At 66.7% G+C, this 17,013-nt stretch carries 21 protein-coding genes; 8 read left to right on the top strand and 13 right to left on the bottom strand.

Features of this window, described 5'->3' with window-relative positions; all coding sequences use genetic code 11:
* Positions 1-23: 23 nt before the first annotated feature.
* Positions 24-500: a MarR family winged helix-turn-helix transcriptional regulator gene (locus tag SROT_RS08035; protein WP_013138519.1), complete on the top strand. Its 477-nt coding sequence runs from the start codon at positions 24-26 to the stop codon at positions 498-500.
* Positions 501-525: 25 nt separating this feature from the next.
* On the opposite strand, the gene pafA is transcribed toward SROT_RS08035, so the two are convergent.
* The 6 genes from pafA to SROT_RS08005 all read right to left on the bottom strand — a co-directional run bounded on the left by pafA (position 526) and on the right by SROT_RS08005 (position 6,105).
* Positions 526-1,923 (bottom strand): Pup--protein ligase, encoded by a 1,398-nt coding sequence (gene pafA, locus SROT_RS08030; RefSeq protein WP_013138518.1) that lies wholly within the window; start codon positions 1,921-1,923, stop codon positions 526-528.
* A gap of 126 nt (positions 1,924-2,049) precedes the next feature.
* Entirely contained in the window at positions 2,050-2,787 is a 738-nt protein-coding gene (prcA, locus tag SROT_RS08025) for a proteasome subunit alpha (RefSeq protein ID WP_013138517.1), read from the bottom strand.
* Positions 2,784-3,611, bottom strand: a complete 828-nt coding sequence (prcB, locus tag SROT_RS08020; protein WP_013138516.1) for a proteasome subunit beta — start codon at positions 3,609-3,611, stop codon at positions 2,784-2,786. The genes prcA and prcB overlap by 4 nt, the downstream gene beginning before the upstream one ends.
* 31 nt (positions 3,612-3,642) lie before the next feature.
* Entirely contained in the window at positions 3,643-3,840 is a 198-nt protein-coding gene (locus SROT_RS08015) for a ubiquitin-like protein Pup (protein WP_013138515.1), read from the bottom strand.
* Between the two features lie 245 nt (positions 3,841-4,085).
* The gene (gene dop, locus SROT_RS08010; RefSeq protein ID WP_041407087.1) at positions 4,086-5,582 is read right to left on the bottom strand and encodes a depupylase/deamidase Dop; all 1,497 of its coding nucleotides are present in this window, start codon (positions 5,580-5,582) and stop codon (positions 4,086-4,088) included.
* 25 nt (positions 5,583-5,607) lie between these two features.
* Positions 5,608-6,105 carry a hypothetical protein gene (locus tag SROT_RS08005; RefSeq protein WP_013138513.1) on the bottom strand — a complete coding sequence of 166 codons (498 nt, stop codon included), beginning with the start codon at positions 6,103-6,105 and terminating at the stop codon, positions 5,608-5,610.
* Between the two features lie 158 nt (positions 6,106-6,263).
* Here SROT_RS08005 and SROT_RS08000 point away from each other — a divergent pair, with 158 nt between their 5' ends.
* Complete coding sequence (locus SROT_RS08000; RefSeq protein WP_013138512.1) at positions 6,264-6,698, top strand: hypothetical protein; 435 nt, start codon at positions 6,264-6,266, stop codon at positions 6,696-6,698.
* Between the two features lie 10 nt (positions 6,699-6,708).
* Here the strand turns inward: SROT_RS08000 and SROT_RS07995 are convergent, their stop codons facing one another.
* The gene (locus SROT_RS07995) at positions 6,709-7,755 is read right to left on the bottom strand and encodes a zinc-binding metallopeptidase family protein (protein ID WP_013138511.1); all 1,047 of its coding nucleotides are present in this window, start codon (positions 7,753-7,755) and stop codon (positions 6,709-6,711) included.
* A gap of 96 nt (positions 7,756-7,851) precedes the next feature.
* On the opposite strand from SROT_RS07995, the gene SROT_RS07990 reads away from it, so the two are divergent.
* Both SROT_RS07990 and SROT_RS07985 read left to right on the top strand, forming a co-directional pair.
* Positions 7,852-8,685: a PhzF family phenazine biosynthesis protein gene (locus SROT_RS07990; protein WP_013138510.1), complete on the top strand. Its 834-nt coding sequence runs from the start codon at positions 7,852-7,854 to the stop codon at positions 8,683-8,685.
* Positions 8,686-8,691: 6 nt separating this feature from the next.
* A complete protein-coding gene (locus SROT_RS07985) occupies positions 8,692-9,144 on the top strand; it encodes an acetyltransferase (RefSeq protein ID WP_013138509.1) in 453 nt (150 codons plus the stop codon).
* 56 nt (positions 9,145-9,200) lie between these two features.
* On the opposite strand, the gene glgC is transcribed toward SROT_RS07985, so the two are convergent.
* Positions 9,201-10,415: a glucose-1-phosphate adenylyltransferase gene (glgC, locus tag SROT_RS07980; RefSeq protein WP_013138508.1), complete on the bottom strand. Its 1,215-nt coding sequence runs from the start codon at positions 10,413-10,415 to the stop codon at positions 9,201-9,203.
* Positions 10,416-10,533: 118 nt separating this feature from the next.
* Here glgC and glgA point away from each other — a divergent pair, with 118 nt between their 5' ends.
* Complete coding sequence (gene glgA / locus SROT_RS07975; RefSeq protein WP_041407815.1) at positions 10,534-11,691, top strand: glycogen synthase; 1,158 nt, start codon at positions 10,534-10,536, stop codon at positions 11,689-11,691.
* 44 nt (positions 11,692-11,735) lie between these two features.
* Here the strand turns inward: glgA and SROT_RS07970 are convergent, their stop codons facing one another.
* The 5 genes from SROT_RS07970 to dapE are packed head-to-tail and all read right to left on the bottom strand — an operon-like array spanning position 11,736 to position 14,941.
* Complete coding sequence (locus SROT_RS07970) at positions 11,736-11,918, bottom strand: DUF3117 domain-containing protein (RefSeq protein ID WP_013138506.1); 183 nt, start codon at positions 11,916-11,918, stop codon at positions 11,736-11,738.
* 50 nt (positions 11,919-11,968) lie between these two features.
* Complete coding sequence (locus SROT_RS07965) at positions 11,969-12,568, bottom strand: DNA-3-methyladenine glycosylase I (protein ID WP_013138505.1); 600 nt, start codon at positions 12,566-12,568, stop codon at positions 11,969-11,971.
* Complete coding sequence (locus tag SROT_RS07960) at positions 12,561-12,881, bottom strand: DivIVA domain-containing protein (protein ID WP_041407813.1); 321 nt, start codon at positions 12,879-12,881, stop codon at positions 12,561-12,563. The genes SROT_RS07965 and SROT_RS07960 overlap by 8 nt, the downstream gene beginning before the upstream one ends.
* A 39-nt stretch (positions 12,882-12,920) precedes the next feature.
* Positions 12,921-13,829 carry a glucosyl-3-phosphoglycerate synthase gene (locus SROT_RS07955; protein ID WP_013138503.1) on the bottom strand — a complete coding sequence of 303 codons (909 nt, stop codon included), beginning with the start codon at positions 13,827-13,829 and terminating at the stop codon, positions 12,921-12,923.
* Positions 13,830-13,846: 17 nt separating this feature from the next.
* On the bottom strand, positions 13,847-14,941 hold the full coding sequence (dapE, locus tag SROT_RS07950) for a succinyl-diaminopimelate desuccinylase (RefSeq protein WP_013138502.1): 1,095 nt from the start codon (positions 14,939-14,941) through the stop codon (positions 13,847-13,849).
* Positions 14,942-15,018: 77 nt separating this feature from the next.
* Between dapE and dapD the strand changes: the two genes are divergently transcribed.
* From dapD to SROT_RS07935, 3 genes are all read left to right on the top strand, one after another.
* Complete coding sequence (gene dapD, locus SROT_RS07945) at positions 15,019-15,996, top strand: 2,3,4,5-tetrahydropyridine-2,6-dicarboxylate N-succinyltransferase (protein WP_013138501.1); 978 nt, start codon at positions 15,019-15,021, stop codon at positions 15,994-15,996.
* 145 nt (positions 15,997-16,141) lie between these two features.
* On the top strand, positions 16,142-16,603 hold the full coding sequence (locus SROT_RS07940; protein ID WP_013138500.1) for a MarR family winged helix-turn-helix transcriptional regulator: 462 nt from the start codon (positions 16,142-16,144) through the stop codon (positions 16,601-16,603).
* Positions 16,600-17,004 carry a DUF5313 family protein gene (locus tag SROT_RS07935; protein WP_013138499.1) on the top strand — a complete coding sequence of 135 codons (405 nt, stop codon included), beginning with the start codon at positions 16,600-16,602 and terminating at the stop codon, positions 17,002-17,004. Before SROT_RS07940 ends, SROT_RS07935 begins: the two co-directional genes overlap by 4 nt.
* The last annotated feature ends 9 nt before the right edge of the window (positions 17,005-17,013 follow it).

The raw sequence follows: 17,013 nt of genomic DNA, 5'->3' as shown, positions 1-17,013 counted from the left end.
GTCGGACAGCGGAGGTTGTCAAAATGCTTGACGTGCATCATCATGAGGAGATGCCCCAGCCCGTAGACAGCCCCATCGGCTACTTTCTGAAACGGGCCATGCTGACCACACGAGCCCATGTCGGAGCAAAGCTGCGTCCGCTCGGGCTGACCTTGCCGCAGTACATCTGCATGCATATGCTGCACCGCAATCCCGGAATGTCCAATGCGGAACTCGCCAGGGAGGCTTTCGTGACCCGGCAAGCGATGAACAGCGTGCTGCATGAACTCGAAAAAATGGGCGTCGTCGCCCGTCCGGCGACCGCGGCTGCGGGGCGGGTGCTCCCCGCCACGCTGACCGACCGAGGCGAAGAACTGCTCGCGCAAGCTCTGCCGCACGTGTGGGCCGCGGAGGACGAGGTCCTTGCCGCCCTGAGCACAACGGAACGCAACGAGCTCAAGCGGCTGCTCGCCTGTATTGTCTCGCCTGCCCTGTTGCCTGACGCGGACACGGACGACTGACGCAGGGCGCTACCGCCGTCCTGGCTCAGCTGCCGCCATCCCGAAGGAATTCCTTCGGGCCGCTCCCCAGCGAAGCGATCATCCGGTCCACGCGCTCGTCGACAGCTTTGAACGGATCCTTGCACAGCACTGTGCGCTGCGCTTGGTCGTTGAGCTTCAAATGCACCCAGTCCACCGTGAAATCCCGGCCCGCTTGCGTCGCCGCGGTGATGAACTCGCCGCGCAAGCGCGCGCGAGTGGTCTGCGGGGCGACTTCTTTGGCTTTTTCGATCTCGTCCTCGCCGACGACCGTGGACACCAGGCCGCGCGAGCGCAGGATGTCGAACACGCCTCGGCCACGTTTGATGTCGTGGTAGGCGAGGTCGAGTTGGGCGATCTTGGGATGCAGGAGATCAAAGCCGTGCTTCTCCTCGTAACGCTGGAAGAGCTTGCGTTTGATGATCCAGTCGATCTCGGTGTCCACCTTGGCGAAGTCTTGCGACTCCACGGCGTCGAGCACCCTGCCCCACAGGTCCACTACGGACGCGAGCTCGGTGGACGGCTCGGTGGAGTGCAAGTACTCCACCGCTTTGCCGTGGTACTCCCGTTGGATCTCCAACGCGCTCGCGTGCCGGCCGCCGACAAGACGCACTTGGCGGCGGCCCGTGGTGTCGTGGCTGACTTCGCGAATCGCGCGGATGGGGTTGTCGAGCGCGTAGTCTCGGAACGCTACCCCCGCCTCGATCATTTCCAAGATCAGCGCTGTGGAGCCGACTTTGAGAAAGGTCGTCGGCTCGGCCATGTTCGAGTCGCCGACGATGACGTGCAACCGGCGGTAAAGCTCCGCGTCGGCGTGGGGCTCGTCCCTGGTGTTGATGATCGGCCGCGAACGAGTGGTCGCCGAGGACACGCCTTCCCAGATGTGCTCGGCCCGCTGCGAGAGGCAATACCGGGCTTCCTTCGGCGTGGACAGCACTTTGCCCGCGCCGCAGATCAGCTGCCGGGTCACGAGGAACGGCAAAAGCACGTCGGAGACCCGGGAGAACTCCCCCGCGCGCACGACGAGGTAGTTCTCGTGGCAGCCGTAAGAGTTGCCAGTGGAGTCGGTGTTGTTCTTGAACAGATACACATCGCCGCCGATGCCCTCCTCGGCGAGGGATGCTTCGGCTTCGAGCAGCAGGCCTTCCAGTATCCGCTCCCCTGCCCGGTCGTGGGCGAGAAGCTGCCGCAGACTGTCGCATTCGGCGGTCGCGTATTCAGGGTGCGAGCCGACGTCGAGGTACAGCCGCGACCCGTTCGGCAGGAACACGTTCGAGCTGCGGCCCCAGCAAACCACCTTGCGGAACAGGTATCGGGCCACCTCGTCGGGGCTGAGGCGACGATGCCCTTTGAACATACAGGTGACCCCGTATTCGGTTTCAATGCCCATAATCCGGCGACGCATCGTCTTAGCCTACCGAACCTTTCGCGCGTCGAGCCGGGTAACCGGACGCGCAGGCCGAGGCACGAGGCCGCGACGTCCCGAAAATGCAGTGCCCCAAGAAACACCGTCGGCGACGCATCTGCGTGTTCACTCTGACGGTGAGGCCGGCAACAGTTCCGCCAAGGCTGCTTCGCCCAGCCGCCGGAACGCCCGGCGGGGGCGGGAGCGCTCGAGCACGGCGACTTCCAGATCCGCCGGGCCGAGCTCACGGGGCTCGGCGGGTTTGCTGTTTCCGGGGCCGTTTGTCGGCGCAGGCTGGCGCAACGCCTCGATAGCGACGCCCAACGCGACACCAAGCCCCGCGTTGGGCACGTACTTCTCTTTCAGCGTCGTCGTGATCGTGTCCGCGGTGCCGCCCATCACAATGAATTCCCGCTCATCGGTGATCGAGCCGTCATAGCTGATCCGATAGAGCTGCGATGGGCCGGTGGACTCGGGGAGCCCGACTTCCGCGACGGCCAATTCCACCTCGAACGGCTTCGGCTGCTCGGTGAACGCGCCAGCCAGAGCCTGGGCGTAGGCGTTCGCCAGTGAGCGCCCCGTGACGTCGCGGCGGTCGAACTGGTAGCCCTGGGTGTCGGCGAGGCGGATGCCCGCGCGGCGCAACTGTTCGAATTCGCTGTATTTGCCGACGGCCGCGAACCCTATGCGGTCATAGAGCTCGGATATCTTGCGCAGTGTGGAGGACGGGTTTTCCGCGACGAGCAGCACGCCGCCCTCGTACGCGAGCACGACGACGGAGCGGCCTCTGCCGATGCCTTTGCGGGCGAGCTCTGCGCGGTCGCGCATGATCTGTTCCGCCGGGGCGTAAAACGGGAACGTCATGCTCGGCGCCTCCTGGCCTCAAGAACCGCCTCGGCCACCTCGGCGATCTCGGACTCGGGGACTTCTTCGCCGCCGGAAGCCTCAATGCGGATCGCGGTGGGCCAGATCCGTTTCACGAAATTCGGCCCTGCGGTCGCCGAGTCCGCCTCGCCCGCGTCGGCGAGCGCCTCCACAGCGGAACGCAACGCCGTGGCCCGGTCCGCGTCAGGGTCGTGCAGCCGTTTGAGCGTCGAGCGCGCGAACAGCCCGCCCGAGCCGATGCAATGGTAGCCGGACGACTCCTCGAAACGCCCGCCGGCGGCGTCGTAGGAAACGATGCGCCCTTTCGGCTCGGGGTCCTGCGGGTCAAGCCCGATGAGCAACGGGACAGCCGCAAGGCCCTGCATGGCTGCGTCCAGGTTGCCGCGCACCATCGCGGCCAATCGGTTCGCCTTGCCCGAGAACGTCAGCGCGACGCCTTCGACCTTCTCATAGTGCTCGAGTTCCACGGTGAAAAGACGCACCAGCTCGAACGCGATCGCAACGGTGCCCGCGATGCCCGCCGCGCTGTACTCGTCGGTGAGATACACCTTTTGCATCTCGTCGTGGGAGATCAAATTTCCCGACGTGGCCCTGCGGTCACCGGCGATGAGCACGCCGCCCGCGTAGGTGAGCGCCACGATGGTCGTCGCGTGCGGGAGCGAGCCCGTTCCAGAAACCGGCAATTCCATCGCCGTCTCCTGCCGGTACGGGAGCAGCTGCGGCGCGCTGGCCCGCAGGTGCTCGGTGAACGAGGAGGAGAACTGCGGCTGGGAGAACACCGAGAAGCTTTCCGATCCGCTCACTGGAACACCTCGCGCGAAAACCCCGCCGCGATCACTGCCCGCCCTTTTGCACGTAGGCGCGGACGAAATCCTCTGCGTTCTCTTCCAGGACGCCGTCAATGTCGTCCAGGAGGTCGTCGGTGTCCTCAAGCGCCTTCTCCAGGCGCTCTTGGCCGCCGCCCGAGCCCGCTTGCGAGAGCTCGTCGTCCTCGTCGCCCCCACCGGTGCGAGTCACCTGCTCTTGGGCCATTGCCGCCTCCTAGGTTTTGTGTTGTCCTGCGTTCAACCCTAGCGAAGGTTCCGGCAAGACGCAGGACGGCCTCGCCGAATCAGCGGCAGATGCCTGTCCCGCGGAACACACTGCCTCTGTCGCTCTGCCCACGGCGACGTGCGGATTTCTCGATCTCGCGCTTGGAATGCACGCCGCCGGGTTCGTGAATTGTTCGCCGCTTCAGCCCGCGCCGACGGCCTCGCTGCGCGCCGAACGCCGCAAGCTCAGCTGGTGAGCTTGTCCACCAGCTCAGCGGCCGAGTCCACCGAGTCCAGAAGCGCGCCGACGTGCGCCTTGGTGCCGCGCAGCGGCTCAAGGGTCGGAATGCGCACAAGGGATTCCGCGCCGATGTCGAAGATCACCGAGTCCCAACTCGCCGCGGCGACGTGCGGGCCGAACTTGCGCAAGCACTCGCCCCGGAAGTACGCCCTCGTGTTCGCGGGCGGCGTTCGCATCGCCGCGATCACATCCGGCTCGGCGACGAGCCGACGCATCGAGCCGCGCGCGACGAGCCTGTTGTACAGGCCCTTGTCCAGGCGCACGTCGGAGTACTGCAGATCCACCAGGTGCAACCGGGGAGAAGCCCATCCGAGGCCCTCGCGCTCTTTGAAGCCTTCGAGGATGCGCAGCTTCGCCGGCCAGTCGAGGCGGTCCGCGCAGAGCATGGGGTCGCGCTCCAAAAGATCCAAGATCTCGCCCCAGACTCGGATCACGTCGTCCGCGCGCTCGTCCGGCTCCCCGCTGCGCTCGCGGAAGGCGACGACCCGCTCGAGGTAGGCGCGCTGCAACGCGAGGCCGGTGAGCTCCCTGCCGTCCGCCAACGCCACCACGGCCCGCAGCGACGGATCCCGGCTGATCGTTCGCACCGCCTGAACCGGGCGGTGCAGCTTGAGGTCGGAGAAATCCACACCCGCTTCGATCAGGTCCAGAACCAGCGCGGTCGTGCCGACTTTGAGGTAGGTCGCGGTCTCCGCGAGGTTCGCGTCGCCGATGATGACGTGCAGACGCCGGTATTTGTCCGCGTCGGCGTGGGGCTCGTCCCTGGTGTTGATGATCCCGCGCTTGAGCGTGGTCTCCAAGCCCACTTCGACTTCGATGTAGTCCGAGCGCTGGGCGAGCTGGAAACCGGACTCGTCTCCGTTCTGCCCGAGGCCGACCCGGCCGAGCCCGCAGATCACCTGGCGGGAGACGAAGAACGGCGTGAGCCCGTCCACAATCGCCGCGAACGGCGTGTTGCGGTTCATGAGGTAGTTCTCGTGGCTGCCGTACGACGCGCCCTTGCCGTCGACGTTGTTCTTGTACATCCGAAGCGCCGGAGCCCCCGGCACGCTCGCGACGTGGCGGGCTGCGGTCTCCATGACCCGCTCCCCCGCTTTGTCCCACACGACGATGTCGAGCGGATCGGTCACCTCGGGCGTGGAGTACTCCGGATGCGCGTGGTCGACATAGAGCCTCGCCCCGTTGGTGAGGATCATGTTCGCGGCGCCGACCTCGTCCTCGTCGAAGATCGGCAGCACCGCGGTGGGCCGGCCGAGGTCAAAGCCCCTGGCGTCCCGCAACGGCGACTCCACCTCGTAGTCCCAGCGAGGACGGCGGGAAGGAAGCCCCTCCGCGGCCGCGTAGGCGAGAACCGCTTGCGTGGACGTGGCGATGGGGTTCGCGTTGGGGTCGTTCGGCGCCGAAATTCCATACTCGATCTCGGTTCCCATAATGCGACGCACGAGAGACCACTGTACCTCGTGCGGGTCAGCCGGCTGGCGGGGGCGGGGAGCAAAACCCCGAGGCTTCTGCCACGGCCTTGTCGTACCCGCCGAGGTACACCTGGACCACAGCGTTGTCTTTGCGCCCGGCAAGGGATCGCAGCAAGTAGTCGACGCCGTAGCCGTAGTTGTCGAGCAGCGTGCGCAACTGTGGCGGAATGCCGTCTGCCCCCGCCGCCGCGGCGGCCTTGCCCTTCGCCGAGGAGAGGCTGCTTTCCGCCAAGCCCGCGGCGCGGGCGACGTCCGGGTCGTCATAGTTCCAAGAGCCGTCCCTCGGCAATGCCCGCAGCGGGCCGAGGGCTCCGCTGGCCGCCGTGACAGCCTCCTGGAACAAACCGCAGGAATCAGCCCACGGCTCCGCGGGCGCGGGCGGCGCGGGCGGGTCTTCCGGAGCCGGCTCGGCGAGGGCGGGGGCTGGGCCAAGAAGCGCAGCGCCCAAGGCCACGGCGAAAGCGGCCCGCCAAGAATCGTTGTGTCCAGCCACCACGCATCTCCTTTCACTCACGCAACTGGGGAGTTGCTGTGAGTATCGTCCAAAAAGCTCTCTTTCGACGACGGACACCCCGGCAAGTCCGTATTCTTAATCATTGTCTGAAAAGCAGATCTATATTCGGGCAAGAGCGGAAGAGAGACGGAGACACCATGCGAACGCACTGCAAGCTTCTGCTTGTGCTCCCGTTCGTCGTGTCGGCTCCTGCCGCCGCGGCCGCCGCCGACACCGAAGCAGCCTGCGCGACGTTCTCCCAAGCGACCGCGCTCGTCAACACCGACCTCAGCCCCTTTCTGGGCTTCGCGCGCAAAGAAGGCTGGAGCTACGACGACCCCGGCATGGCCGACGCGATCGAGAAGGCTTCGATCGGGCTCGCGCAAGCAGGCCGGGACGTGGATTCCAAGCTCGCCGACACCGAGCCAGGTCCTGCGCAGAACGCGCTGCGCCACTACAGCGCCACCGCGACAGAGCTCGGCCAGAAAATCGCGCACCGCGCGGCCTTCGCGGATTTGACCTCGACCGTCGACGCCTACAACGCGGCGGTGCACACCGCCAACGGAGCCTGCGGGCTCGGCATCGGCGGCTGACCTGGCCTGATCAGACCGTCGCGCCGCTGTTCGCCTCGACCTGCTGCTGCGCGGTGACGAGCTGATGCGCGAAAGCGAGTTTGTCGAGCACCTTGGGCGCGAGCACGAACGGGTACAAGTCCGGATGCCCCATCGAGCGGTTCATCATGTTCAACGACCAGACGAGCGGCAGCCATTCATCGAGGATGGCGTTGAAACCGACTCGGCCCGGCCTCGACTTGTCCATGGTGAACCCGGCCGGGGCGAAACCGAACGCGGCGGCGGTGTCCAGGGTGTCGCGGATGTGCAGGTAATGCGCGAAGGTCTCGGCCCAATCCTCCGCCGGGTGCATCGTGGCGTACGAGGAGACGAACTCGTCCTCCCAACCCGCGGGGGCGCCTTCTGTGTAGTGCCGGTCGAGCGCGGCCTGATAATCCAGGTCGGGATCGCCGAACAGCGCCTCGAACTCGGGGCGGTTCTCCCCTTGGCCCACGAGGACTGTGAAGTAATAGTGGCCGATCTCGTGGCGGAAATGCCCGAGCAAGGTGCGATAGGGCTCGGCCAGCTCGACGCGCATCTGCTCGCGGTGCACATCGTCGCCCTCCGCGAGGTCAAGGGTGATGACGCCGTCCGCATGCCCGGTGAAGATCTTCTCCTCACGGCTTGACAGCAGGTCGAAGGCCAAGCCGCTGTCCGGCTGCGCCTCTCTGCTCACGATCGGCAGTCCCAGCACGGACAGCTCGAAGATCAACCGGCGCTTCGCGTCCTCCGCTTGGGCGAACTCCTCCAACGCCTCGATATCGTTGTCGTTGGGCCGGGTCCTCGTCAGCGCGCACGACTCGCACAGCCCGTCTTCATCGTCCACCGAAACCAGCCAGTTGCATCGGGCGAGGTGCAGGTTGTCGCAGAGCTTGTAGTCCCGCGCGTCCACAATGACGCCGTCGTGCTCCTCCCCATGGGCGAGAACCACCAGGTCGCGGCGGGCGAAATGAAAACCGAGCTGGCTGTCGCAGCCCAAGCACAAAGAGTTCTCAAAGGAAAGACGCTGGCCGCAATTGGCACATGCAAAGTCACGCACAGGCCAAGACTAGCCACATCGCCGAGGCTGGAACAAACCTCCAGTTCGGACGAACTGGCTCTGGCGCCGCTCGTCCAGAAGCACTACAACAGAAGCATGCGCCTGCCCCTGAGCATTGTCGAAGCATTCGCGCCGCAACCGTTCAGCGGCAATCCCGCCGCCGTGGTCGAACTGGCGGCATGGCTGCCCGACGAGGTCCTCGGCAACATCGCCTCGGCCAACGCCCAACCCATGACCGGATTTTTCACCGCGCTGTCGGATCAAGCGGCAGCGCCCGACGCGCAGACCGCCGCACCGCAGTACCACCTGCGCTGGTTCAACCCGAACGGGGCCGAGAGCCCCGGCTGCGGCCATGCCACCTTTGCCGCTGGGGCGCTGTTGCTCGAAGAGCGGCACTCAGACGTGGACACGGTCATGTTCTGGACGAAGGCGGGGTGGTTGGCAGTGTCGCGGGCAGAGCGCGGCAAGGCCTCGTTGCGTTTCCCGTCGGCTCCGATCACGGCCGCAGCCGGACGCGCGGATGTGGAACAAGCGCTGGGCCTCGTCCCGGAAGCGACCTATGACGACGGCTCGCGCCTGCACCTCGTGCTGGAGAACGCCAGCCACGTGGCCGAAGCCAAACCGGACTTGGCCGCGCTCGCCGCAACCGGCCTCTTCGGCGTCTCCCTTTCCGCGCCAGCCGAGAACCTCGCAGAAACCGGGTTCGTGCTGCGCTTCTTCCATCCGGTCGGCGGCGTTCCCGAAGACCCGGTCACCGGCTCGGCCACGGCGGCGCTCGTGCCCTATTGGGCGCGGCGGCTGGGCAGTGAGCGGCTCGAAGTCCGCCAGCTTTCTGAACGAGAAGGCGCGCTGACCGCGCAACTCGACGGCGACCACGCTGTGCTGACCGGCGCGTACCGCCGCTACCTCGACGGATTCATCGAGGTCTGAGGCGGCGTGTCAGAACTGAGCATCCGCCTGTCGGCCGGGGTGGCGGAATATCCGGCGCTCGCGGCGATCTGGCGCGGGGCCGTCGACGCGACTCACGACTTCCTCGCCGCCGAGGACCGCGACGAGATCGAGGCGCACTTGCAGTCGGACTTCTTTCCTGGCGTCCTGCTTTTGGTCGCGCAGATCGACGGCAGAGCAGTCGGCTTCGCAGGCGTGCTCGGCGACAAGCTGGAAATGTTGTTCGTCGAAGCCGCGCAGCGCTGGAGCGGGATTGGAACGGCCCTGCTCACCCATGCGATCAACGAACACGGCGTGCGCGGAGTCGATGTCAACGAGCACAATGCTTTGGCGGCGGGATTCTACGCGCGCCACGGATTCGAGACTGTCGGCCACAGCGAGACGGACGAGGCGGGCCGGCCCTATCCACTGCTGCATCTGCGCCTGAGAGCGCTGTCCTGAAGATTCCTGAAGATTCGGCGCGTGCCTCAGGGCGCCACCGGGCACAGGGGCATTGCCTAAATCCAGACGCCTTTGCCGACTGCCACAATGCCCCCCGCGCTGACGGTGAACCGCTCGCGTTCGAGCTCCAGATCGACCCCGACCTGCTCACCAGGGCCGACGACGACATTCTTGTCCAAAATCGCGTTTCGGACCACAGCGCCCTCGCCGATGCGCACCCCCGGCATCAGGACGCTGCCCTCCACCGAAGCGCCATCGCTGACAATGACGTTGCTGCTGATGACCGAGTTTTTCACGACACCTGAGGAAACGATGCTGCCCGCGCCGACCATCGACTCCAACGCCATGCCGCCGTTGACGAACTTCGCCGGGGGCATGGCGTCGTTGCTGCCGTGGATGGGCCAACGCCGGTTGTAAAGGTTGAACACGGGATGCACCGAGACGAGATCCATGTGGGCCTGATAATAGGAGTCGAGCGTGCCGACGTCGCGCCAGTACGCGTGGTCGCGCTCCGAGGCGCCGGGGACATGGTTCTCGGTGAAATCGTAGACCTGCGCCCGGCCTTGGCCGACCAAGGCCGGGATGATGTTGCCGCCCATGTCATGGTCGGAGCTTTGGTCCTCGGCGTCCGCCCGCAGCGCCTCCACCAGGGCCTTCGTTGAGAAAACATAGTTGCCCATGGACGCGTAGGCGAAATCCGGCGCGCCGGGGACGCACGGCGGGTCGGAGGGTTTTTCCAGGAAGCTCGTGATTTTGCCGCTCGAGTCGGCTTCGATCACGCCGAATGCCTTCGCCTCGACGCGCGGCACGCGGATCCCCGCCACTGTCACCCCGGCTTTGGACTCGATATGCCGGGCGACCATCTGCTCCGGGTCCATGCGGTACACATGGTCCGCGCCGAACACCACGATGTAGTCGGGGTCCTCGTCGTACACGAGGTTCAACGACTGGAAGATCGCGTCGGCGCTGCCGGTGTACCAGCGCTTGCCGACGCGCTGCTGCGCGGGCACCGGGGTGATGTACTCGCCCGAGATGCCGGAGAGCCGCCAATTCTGGGAGATGTGCCGGTCGAGCGAGTGCGACTTGTACTGGGTGAGCACGCAAATTTTCAGAAAGCCCGCGTTGACCAAGTTCGACAGCACGAAATCGATCAGCCGGTAGGCGCCCCCGAACGGCACCGCGGGCTTCGCCCGGTCTGCTGTGAGCGGGTAGAGGCGTTTGCCTTCGCCGCCTGCGAGCACGATGCCGAGCACATGGGGTTGAGTCCTCACAGGTTCAACCTACCCCTTCGGATCGGTTTTGGTGCGACGAGGCCAGCAGATCACTCGCCGGGCGGCGCGCTCGCGGCTCCCCCGTGCCCGACTGAGCCGCGATGCTAACGTGGCCGGTGTGCATGTCGCAATGCTGACCAGAGAGTACCCTCCCGAGGTGTACGGCGGCGCGGGCGTGCACGTCACCGAGTTGGTGGCGAATTTGCGCGAACTCTGCGAGGTCGATGTGCATTGCATCGGAGCCCCCCGGCCCGGCGCCATCGCGCATCAGCCCGACAAGGCGCTCGCGGGGGCGAACCCGGCGCTGCGCACCCTCTCGGCAGATCTGCGCATCGCCTCGGCCGCCGCGGAGGCCGACGTGGTCCACTCGCACACCTGGTACGCGAACATCGCCGGGCATTTGGCGAGTTTGCTGCACGACGTCCCCCATGTGGTGACATCGCACTCCCTCGAACCGCTGCGCCCGTGGAAAGCAGAGCAGCTCGGCGGGGGATACCGGGTTTCCAGCTGGGCGGAGGCCACCGCGTTGCCCGCGGCCGCGGCGGTCATCGCGGTGAGCCAGGCAATGGCCACCGATGTGCTCGCGACGTACCCGCTCATGGACCCGACCCGCGTGCATGTGGTGCGCAACGGGATTGACGTGAGCGCTTGGTACCCCGATCCGAACGCTGCCCGCGCGGTCGAAGAACTCGGGCTCGACCCGCAACGTCCGATCATCGCGTTCGTCGGACGCATCACCCGCCAGAAGGGGCTGAACCACCTCATCGCCGCAGCGCACCGTTTCGTGCCCGAAGCGCAGCTCCTGCTCTGCGCCGGGGCCCCGGACACCCCCGAGATCGCCGCCCAGACCCGCGCCGCTGTGGCGCAGCTCGAAGAGGAGCGACAAGGAGTGCGTTGGGTGCAAGACGTGCTTTCCTCGGACAAAATCCGCGAGTACGTCTCTGCGGCAGCGGTCTTTGTCTGCCCGTCGATCTACGAGCCGCTCGGCATCGTCAATCTGGAGGCGATGGCGACGGGGACCGCTGTGGTCGCCTCTGCGGTGGGGGGCATTCCCGAAGTGGTGGAGCACGGCGAGACAGGCCTGTTGGTCCCCTACGAGCCGGGCGATCCGCAAGGGTTCGAAAACGGACTCGCGGCGGCGGTGAACTCTCTGGTCAATGACATCGGCCTGGCAACACGGATGGGGCTCGCGGGCAGGGCCAGGGTGGTGCGCGAATTCTCGTGGACCAAGGTCGCGGCGGAAACGCTCAAAATCTACGAGCAGGTCGCCCGCTAGCAGGCACAGGCCCGGTGGTTCGCGCAGGACACGGCTGCGCGCAGTTACTTCTTGAGCGCTGCCAAAGGAACGCCCGCGAGGGCTTCCGAGAGCGCTGTCGCCTCTTGCACGGAGAGTTCCACAACGAGCCGGCCGCCGCCGTCCACCGGCATCCGCAGGATGATTCCCCGCCCCTCTTTCGCTACTTCGAGCGGGCCATCACCGGTACGTGGCTTAAGTGCCGCCATCGGTTCCTCCAAATCGCGCCAAGACCGCCGATCGCTGGTCGACAAGGCTGTTAATTCGTGGACAACTGTGGGACTATTCTCCCACGCTGAGCCGCCCAGCAGGAAACCAGGTGGTCATCCACCATCCCGACCGCTTGCATCATCGCGTAGCACGTCGTCGGGCCGCAGAAGGAAAAACCACGTCGACGCAGCTCTTTCGCCAAGGCTGCCGACTCTGGCGTCTGCGCCGGGACGTCGCCGGGCCGGACCGGACGCGGCCTCGGCTCCGGCGCGAAAGACCACAACAGTTCCGCGAAGCCGTCCTCGCCGATGTCGAGCACCAAGGCCGCGGCTTTGATCGCGGCGAGGATCTTGGGGCGGCTGCGGACGATGCCCGCGTCGCCCATCAGCCGAGCCACGTCGGGTTCTGCGAAGGAGGCCACGACCGCGGGGTCGAAGCCGCGGAAAGCAGCTCGGAACGCTTCCCGCTTGCGGAGAATCGTGATCCACGACAGCCCCGCTTGGAACGCCTCCAAGCAGAACCGCTCGTACAGCGCTGCGCCGTCTTTGACCTCTTGTCCCCACTCCTCGTCGTGGTATCGGACGTACAGCTCCCGCAAGGCCGGGTCCTTCGGGGACTCCGCCCACGGGCATCGCGGCTGCTCACTCATCGGCGGCAGGCGCCAGCGCTTGCTCGTGGGCAGGCGCCCGCCCGTCGGCCTGTTCGCGCAACGAGTCCAGCTCCGCGGCCAACCGGGCGAGAGCCCAGTCGACCTCTCGCATGTCATACCCCCGCAACCGCACTTGGAATGTGAGCCCGCGGACGTCGTCGCCGGCCACACCGCTGTGCGGCAGCGTGGTCGGGGACGCTTGCTTGGGCAGGGGGCCGAGCTCCTCGCCTCGGCCGAAGACGACGACGGAGAGCCCGAAGAGCCCCACGCCCACCAGAACGGCGACCAGCATGTATTCGAGAACTAACACCACGACGCCCATTGTGCCACTGCCCTCTGGCAGAAGCGCCGCTCAGCGTTGCGCCTCGTCCATCGGCGGATGCCCTTCCCGTCGCAGCTGCCGCTCGGCGAACTCCAGCCCCGCCTGCCCGGATTGCGCGAGCAGGAGCGGAGCCTGCGAGTCCGGCACGCCGCTGCGCGTGAGCATCGTGTGGATGATCTGCCTGCTCATCGCCGCGAGCTCGGACAGCGGCTGATTGCGATGCGCTCTGGCCCCCAGATTCACCTGGGCGAGGCCCGCCGCGCCGAAACGGTCGTACACGTCGAGCACCATGCCGATCTCCACCCCGTACCCTGGCGCGAATTCCAACGCGCGCAGCGTCGCCGTGCGCGCCGCGTACTCCCCCGCCAAAGGTTGCAAAAGCGTGCGCAAGCCTGGTCGCAGCGCGGCGAGCATCGGTCGCGCGACAAGTTCGGTCACCCGCCCGCCGCCGGAAGGGTCCGCGCTGCCGAGCGGCCTTCGGTAATAGCCCTTGACCAGATGCGTGGAGCCGTTCGTCAAAAGCGGCCCGAGGAGCTTGGACGTGAACGTCGGGTCTGGGTCGATGAGATCTGTGTCGATGAAGACCACGAAGTCGCTGTCCACGACGGCGAGCGAGCGCCACAGCGCCTCGCCTTTGCCGCCCACCAGCGGCACGCCCGGCAATGCCTCGGCGGTGGTGACCACGCGGGCGCCGGCCTCCTTCGCGAGCTCGGGCGTCCTGTCCGTGGAGCCGCCGTCCACGACCAGCACGTCGTCGAGCAGCGTTCCCCGCAGCCAGGCGAGGCTCGCGATCACCTGCGCGATGGTGCCCTCTTCGTTCAGCGCGGGCAGCACCGCCGACACCCGTCGCCCCGCTTTCGCCTCGACCAGGTCTTCCAGGCTCCAGGAGGGTTCGGCGTAGGTGAGCACGGATTCGTGCGGCCCGGTCGGACCTGTCATGCGCAAACCATCCCCTTTCACCAGCTGGGAGCCGTCAAATATCGGGAGAGCACATCGGCCACCTCGTGGATCTGGCTCTCCGGGACCCATTCCTCTTTCGTGTGGGCGAGGTTCGGATCGCCCGGCCCGAAATTCACCGCGGGGACGCCGAAGGCGGCGAACCGCGAGACATCGGTCCAGCCGTACTTGGCCCGGAACCTGCCTGCGGCAGCCGCGACGAGCTCCGCCGCCGCAGGATGGGAAAGTCCTGGCAGCGCGCCCGGAGCCGCGTCCACGACTTCGAACCGTGTCTGGGGGACATGCTCGAAAAGCCCTTGGACGTACGCGACCGCCTCGTCTTGGCCCCGGTCAGGTGCGAAACGGTAATTCACCTCGACCCAGGCCTCGTCGGGGATGACATTCCCGGCGACCCCGCCGCCGATCCGTGTCGCGGAGAGGCTTTCGCGGTAGACGCAGCCGTCAATGCGGACCTCGCGGGCCTGATGCGCCGAGAGCGTCGCGAGCACGGGCGCGAGCCGGTGGATCGCGTCGTCGCCGAGCCAAGACCGGGCCGCGTGCGCCCGCTTGCCCGAGGTGGTCACTCGCAAGCGCAGCGAGCCCTGGCAACCCGCCTCGATGAGCCCCGCGGTCGGCTCGCCGAGGATCGCGACGTCCGCCTGGAGCCACTGCGGCGCATCCCTGGCGAGGTGGCCGAGGCCATTGCGGTCAGAGGCGACTTCTTCGTTGTCGTAAAAGATCAGCGTCACATCCGGGCCCACGTCGGCGAGCGTGGCCGCCAGGTGCAGAAAAACCGCGCATCCCGATTTCATGTCCACCGTGCCCAGGCCCGCGAGCGCCGGGCCGTGCTCTGGGTCGACGAAGCGCCTGGAAGGAAGGTTCCCCGCTGAGGGAACGGTGTCCAGATGCCCGGCGAGCAGCACGCGCCGGGGGCGCCCCGCGCTCGTGCGGGCCAACACGCAATTGCCTCGGCGGACAACCTCGAAACCACTCGTCTGCTCGCGCAGCGCGGCCTCGACGGCGTCGGCGAGGCCTGCCTCCTGCCCCGACTCGCTCGGCATGTCGACGAGCGCCTGGGTGAGGTCGACCGGGTCCGAGTTCAGCCGCAATGCCATCGTCACAGACTAACCGCCGCGGCGGCCTGCCGCGACGTGTGCGGCGCGGGAGCACGGCGCCGGTAAGCTCTTGGCCCATGAACGACACTGCAGGCGCATACCGTCAGATCGGAGCTGGTGGCGACGGTCTGGCGACGCTCACACCCGCCGGAGTCGTGCTGGACGTCTGGTTTCCCGAACCGGAGTTGGGAGATTTCGCACAGTCCGGCACCTCTGCCTTGGACGGGCCGTCCGGCGCTGACGGCCTCCTCGCCCTCGCCGGGGCCGATCCAGAGCGCGACGTCACGGTGTCCGCAGTGCAGACTCGGATCGCGAACCTTGCCGAGCCTCCGGCGGACGCCTATGACGTGTATTTGCGGCTGCACTTGCTCAGCCACCGTCTGATCCGCCCGCACGAGGCGAACTTGACCGGGGTGTTCGGCTTGCTCTCGAATGTGGTGTGGACCAATCACGGGCCGTGCTCCCCCGCTGATTTCGAGGCGACCCGGCGCAGGCTGCGCGCCCGGGGCCCGGTCCAAGTGCTGAGCGTGGACAAATTCCCGAGGATGGTCGACTACGTCCTGCCGACCGGGGTGCGCGTCGCCGACGCCGACCGTGTGCGGCTCGGAGCGCACTTGGCCGAGGGGACCACGGTCATGCACGAAGGTTTCGTCAACTTCAACGCGGGGACCCTCGGGGCCAGCATGGTGGAGGGGCGGATCTCCGCGGGCGTGGTGATCGGCGACGGCTCCGACGTCGGCGGCGGGGCCTCCATCATGGGCACGCTGTCCGGGGGCGGGAAAGAGGTCATCTCGGTCGGCCAGCGCAGCCTGATCGGCGCCAATGCCGGGATCGGCATCAGCCTCGGGGACGACTGCGTCGTGGAAGCCGGCCTCTACATCACCGCAGGCACGAAAGTGACCACACCAGAGGGCGACGTGGTCGCGGCGCGCGCGCTCTCTGGCGTCGCGAACCTCTTGTGGCGGCGCAACTCCCTCACCGGAGCCGTCGAGGTCCTCCCGAGGTCGGGCCGCGGCATCACGCTCAACACGGCCTTGCACAGCAACAACCCCTGACGGGGCGGTCTTGGCCGGCAAGTGCGGGCCGAAGGAACTGCTGTCCGCCGCATTTGAGAACTTTCCCATTCCATGTTCGCGCTTGCGAGAAATTTGTTCGACCACAAATAGTTAGCACACGAATTGTTCGTGATATAATTTTCTCATGGCCGCAACTGATCTCGACGACCCGTTAGCCCTCGAACGCCAGGCATGCTTCGCGCTCGCCGTCGCCAACCGAGCCATCCTGTCGGTCTACCGGCCGATTCTCGCCCCGCTCGGCCTGACCCATCCCCAGTACCTCGTCATGCTCGCGCTCTGGGGGAAGTCGCCCCAATCGGTCAAAGAGCTCGCGGCGGCGCTGCAACTCGACTCGGCGACGATCTCCCCCCTGCTCAAACGGCTTGCGTCCGCAGGCCTGCTCACACGGCTGCGCAACGCCAACGACGAGCGCCAACTCGACATCGAACTCACCGCGGACGGCGTCGCGCTGCGCCAGCAAGCGCTCGGCGTGCCCGAGCAGGTCATCGCGCGACTCGGCTCGAACTGGGACGAGCTCGGCGAGCTGCACCGGGTCCTCACCAGCATCAACCAAAAAGCGATCCAAGCAGGAGCCCTGCCACTATGAGCACATCAGACAAGCGCCGGCCCAACGTTCTGCAATGGTGGGGGTACGCGCACGGACGCGCCCTGCCGCACTCGATGCAGGACTGGGTCAAGAACGATCTGACGGGCGACTGGGCCGCGCCCCGGCACCTGCTGCGCAGCATGGTCCCGTTCTTGCCGATCTTCGCGCTGATCCTCGTGTTTGTGCCAGGGCAATTCTGGCTGCGCTGCGCGATGGTGCTGCTGATGGCCATCCTGGCTTTGGTCTTCTCCGGGGCGTACATGAAGCAGAACCGAGTGTCCCGGCTCGTCAAGCACGGCCTTCCCGCAGATCTGGAGAACCCGAAGATTGCGCGCGCCCGAGAGGAATCCCGCGCGCGCTACCTCGAAATCTACGGGGTCGAGCCCCACGAGCAGGGCTAGCGCTGCTCC

Origin of the sequence: Segniliparus rotundus DSM 44985 (assembly GCF_000092825.1) — a bacterium.
Taxonomy (GTDB): domain Bacteria; phylum Actinomycetota; class Actinomycetes; order Mycobacteriales; family Mycobacteriaceae; genus Segniliparus; species Segniliparus rotundus.
This window is presented reverse-complemented; position numbering and strand designations above follow the sequence as displayed.

What these genes read in the sequence shown, in the direction of transcription:
- dapD (WP_013138501.1), top strand. Translation starts at nt 15,019, where the DNA reads ATGAACGACACTGCAGGCGCATACCGTCAGATCGGAGCTGGTGGCGAC.
- pafA (WP_013138518.1), bottom strand. Translation starts at nt 1,923, where the DNA reads ATGCGTCGCCGGATTATGGGCATTGAAACCGAATACGGGGTCACCTGT.
- prcA (WP_013138517.1), bottom strand. Translation starts at nt 2,787, where the DNA reads ATGACGTTCCCGTTTTACGCCCCGGCGGAACAGATCATGCGCGACCGC.
- SROT_RS08015 (WP_013138515.1), bottom strand. Translation starts at nt 3,840, where the DNA reads ATGGCCCAAGAGCAGGTGACTCGCACCGGTGGGGGCGACGAGGACGAC.
- SROT_RS08035 (WP_013138519.1), top strand. Translation starts at nt 24, where the DNA reads ATGCTTGACGTGCATCATCATGAGGAGATGCCCCAGCCCGTAGACAGC.
- SROT_RS07965 (WP_013138505.1), bottom strand. Translation starts at nt 12,568, where the DNA reads ATGAGTGAGCAGCCGCGATGCCCGTGGGCGGAGTCCCCGAAGGACCCG.
- SROT_RS07935 (WP_013138499.1), top strand. Translation starts at nt 16,600, where the DNA reads ATGAGCACATCAGACAAGCGCCGGCCCAACGTTCTGCAATGGTGGGGG.
- SROT_RS07970 (WP_013138506.1), bottom strand. Translation starts at nt 11,918, where the DNA reads ATGGCGGCACTTAAGCCACGTACCGGTGATGGCCCGCTCGAAGTAGCG.
- SROT_RS07940 (WP_013138500.1), top strand. Translation starts at nt 16,142, where the DNA reads ATGGCCGCAACTGATCTCGACGACCCGTTAGCCCTCGAACGCCAGGCA.
- dapE (WP_013138502.1), bottom strand. Translation starts at nt 14,941, where the DNA reads ATGGCATTGCGGCTGAACTCGGACCCGGTCGACCTCACCCAGGCGCTC.
- SROT_RS07955 (WP_013138503.1), bottom strand. Translation starts at nt 13,829, where the DNA reads ATGACAGGTCCGACCGGGCCGCACGAATCCGTGCTCACCTACGCCGAA.
- SROT_RS07990 (WP_013138510.1), top strand. Translation starts at nt 7,852, where the DNA reads ATGCGCCTGCCCCTGAGCATTGTCGAAGCATTCGCGCCGCAACCGTTC.
- SROT_RS08000 (WP_013138512.1), top strand. Translation starts at nt 6,264, where the DNA reads ATGCGAACGCACTGCAAGCTTCTGCTTGTGCTCCCGTTCGTCGTGTCG.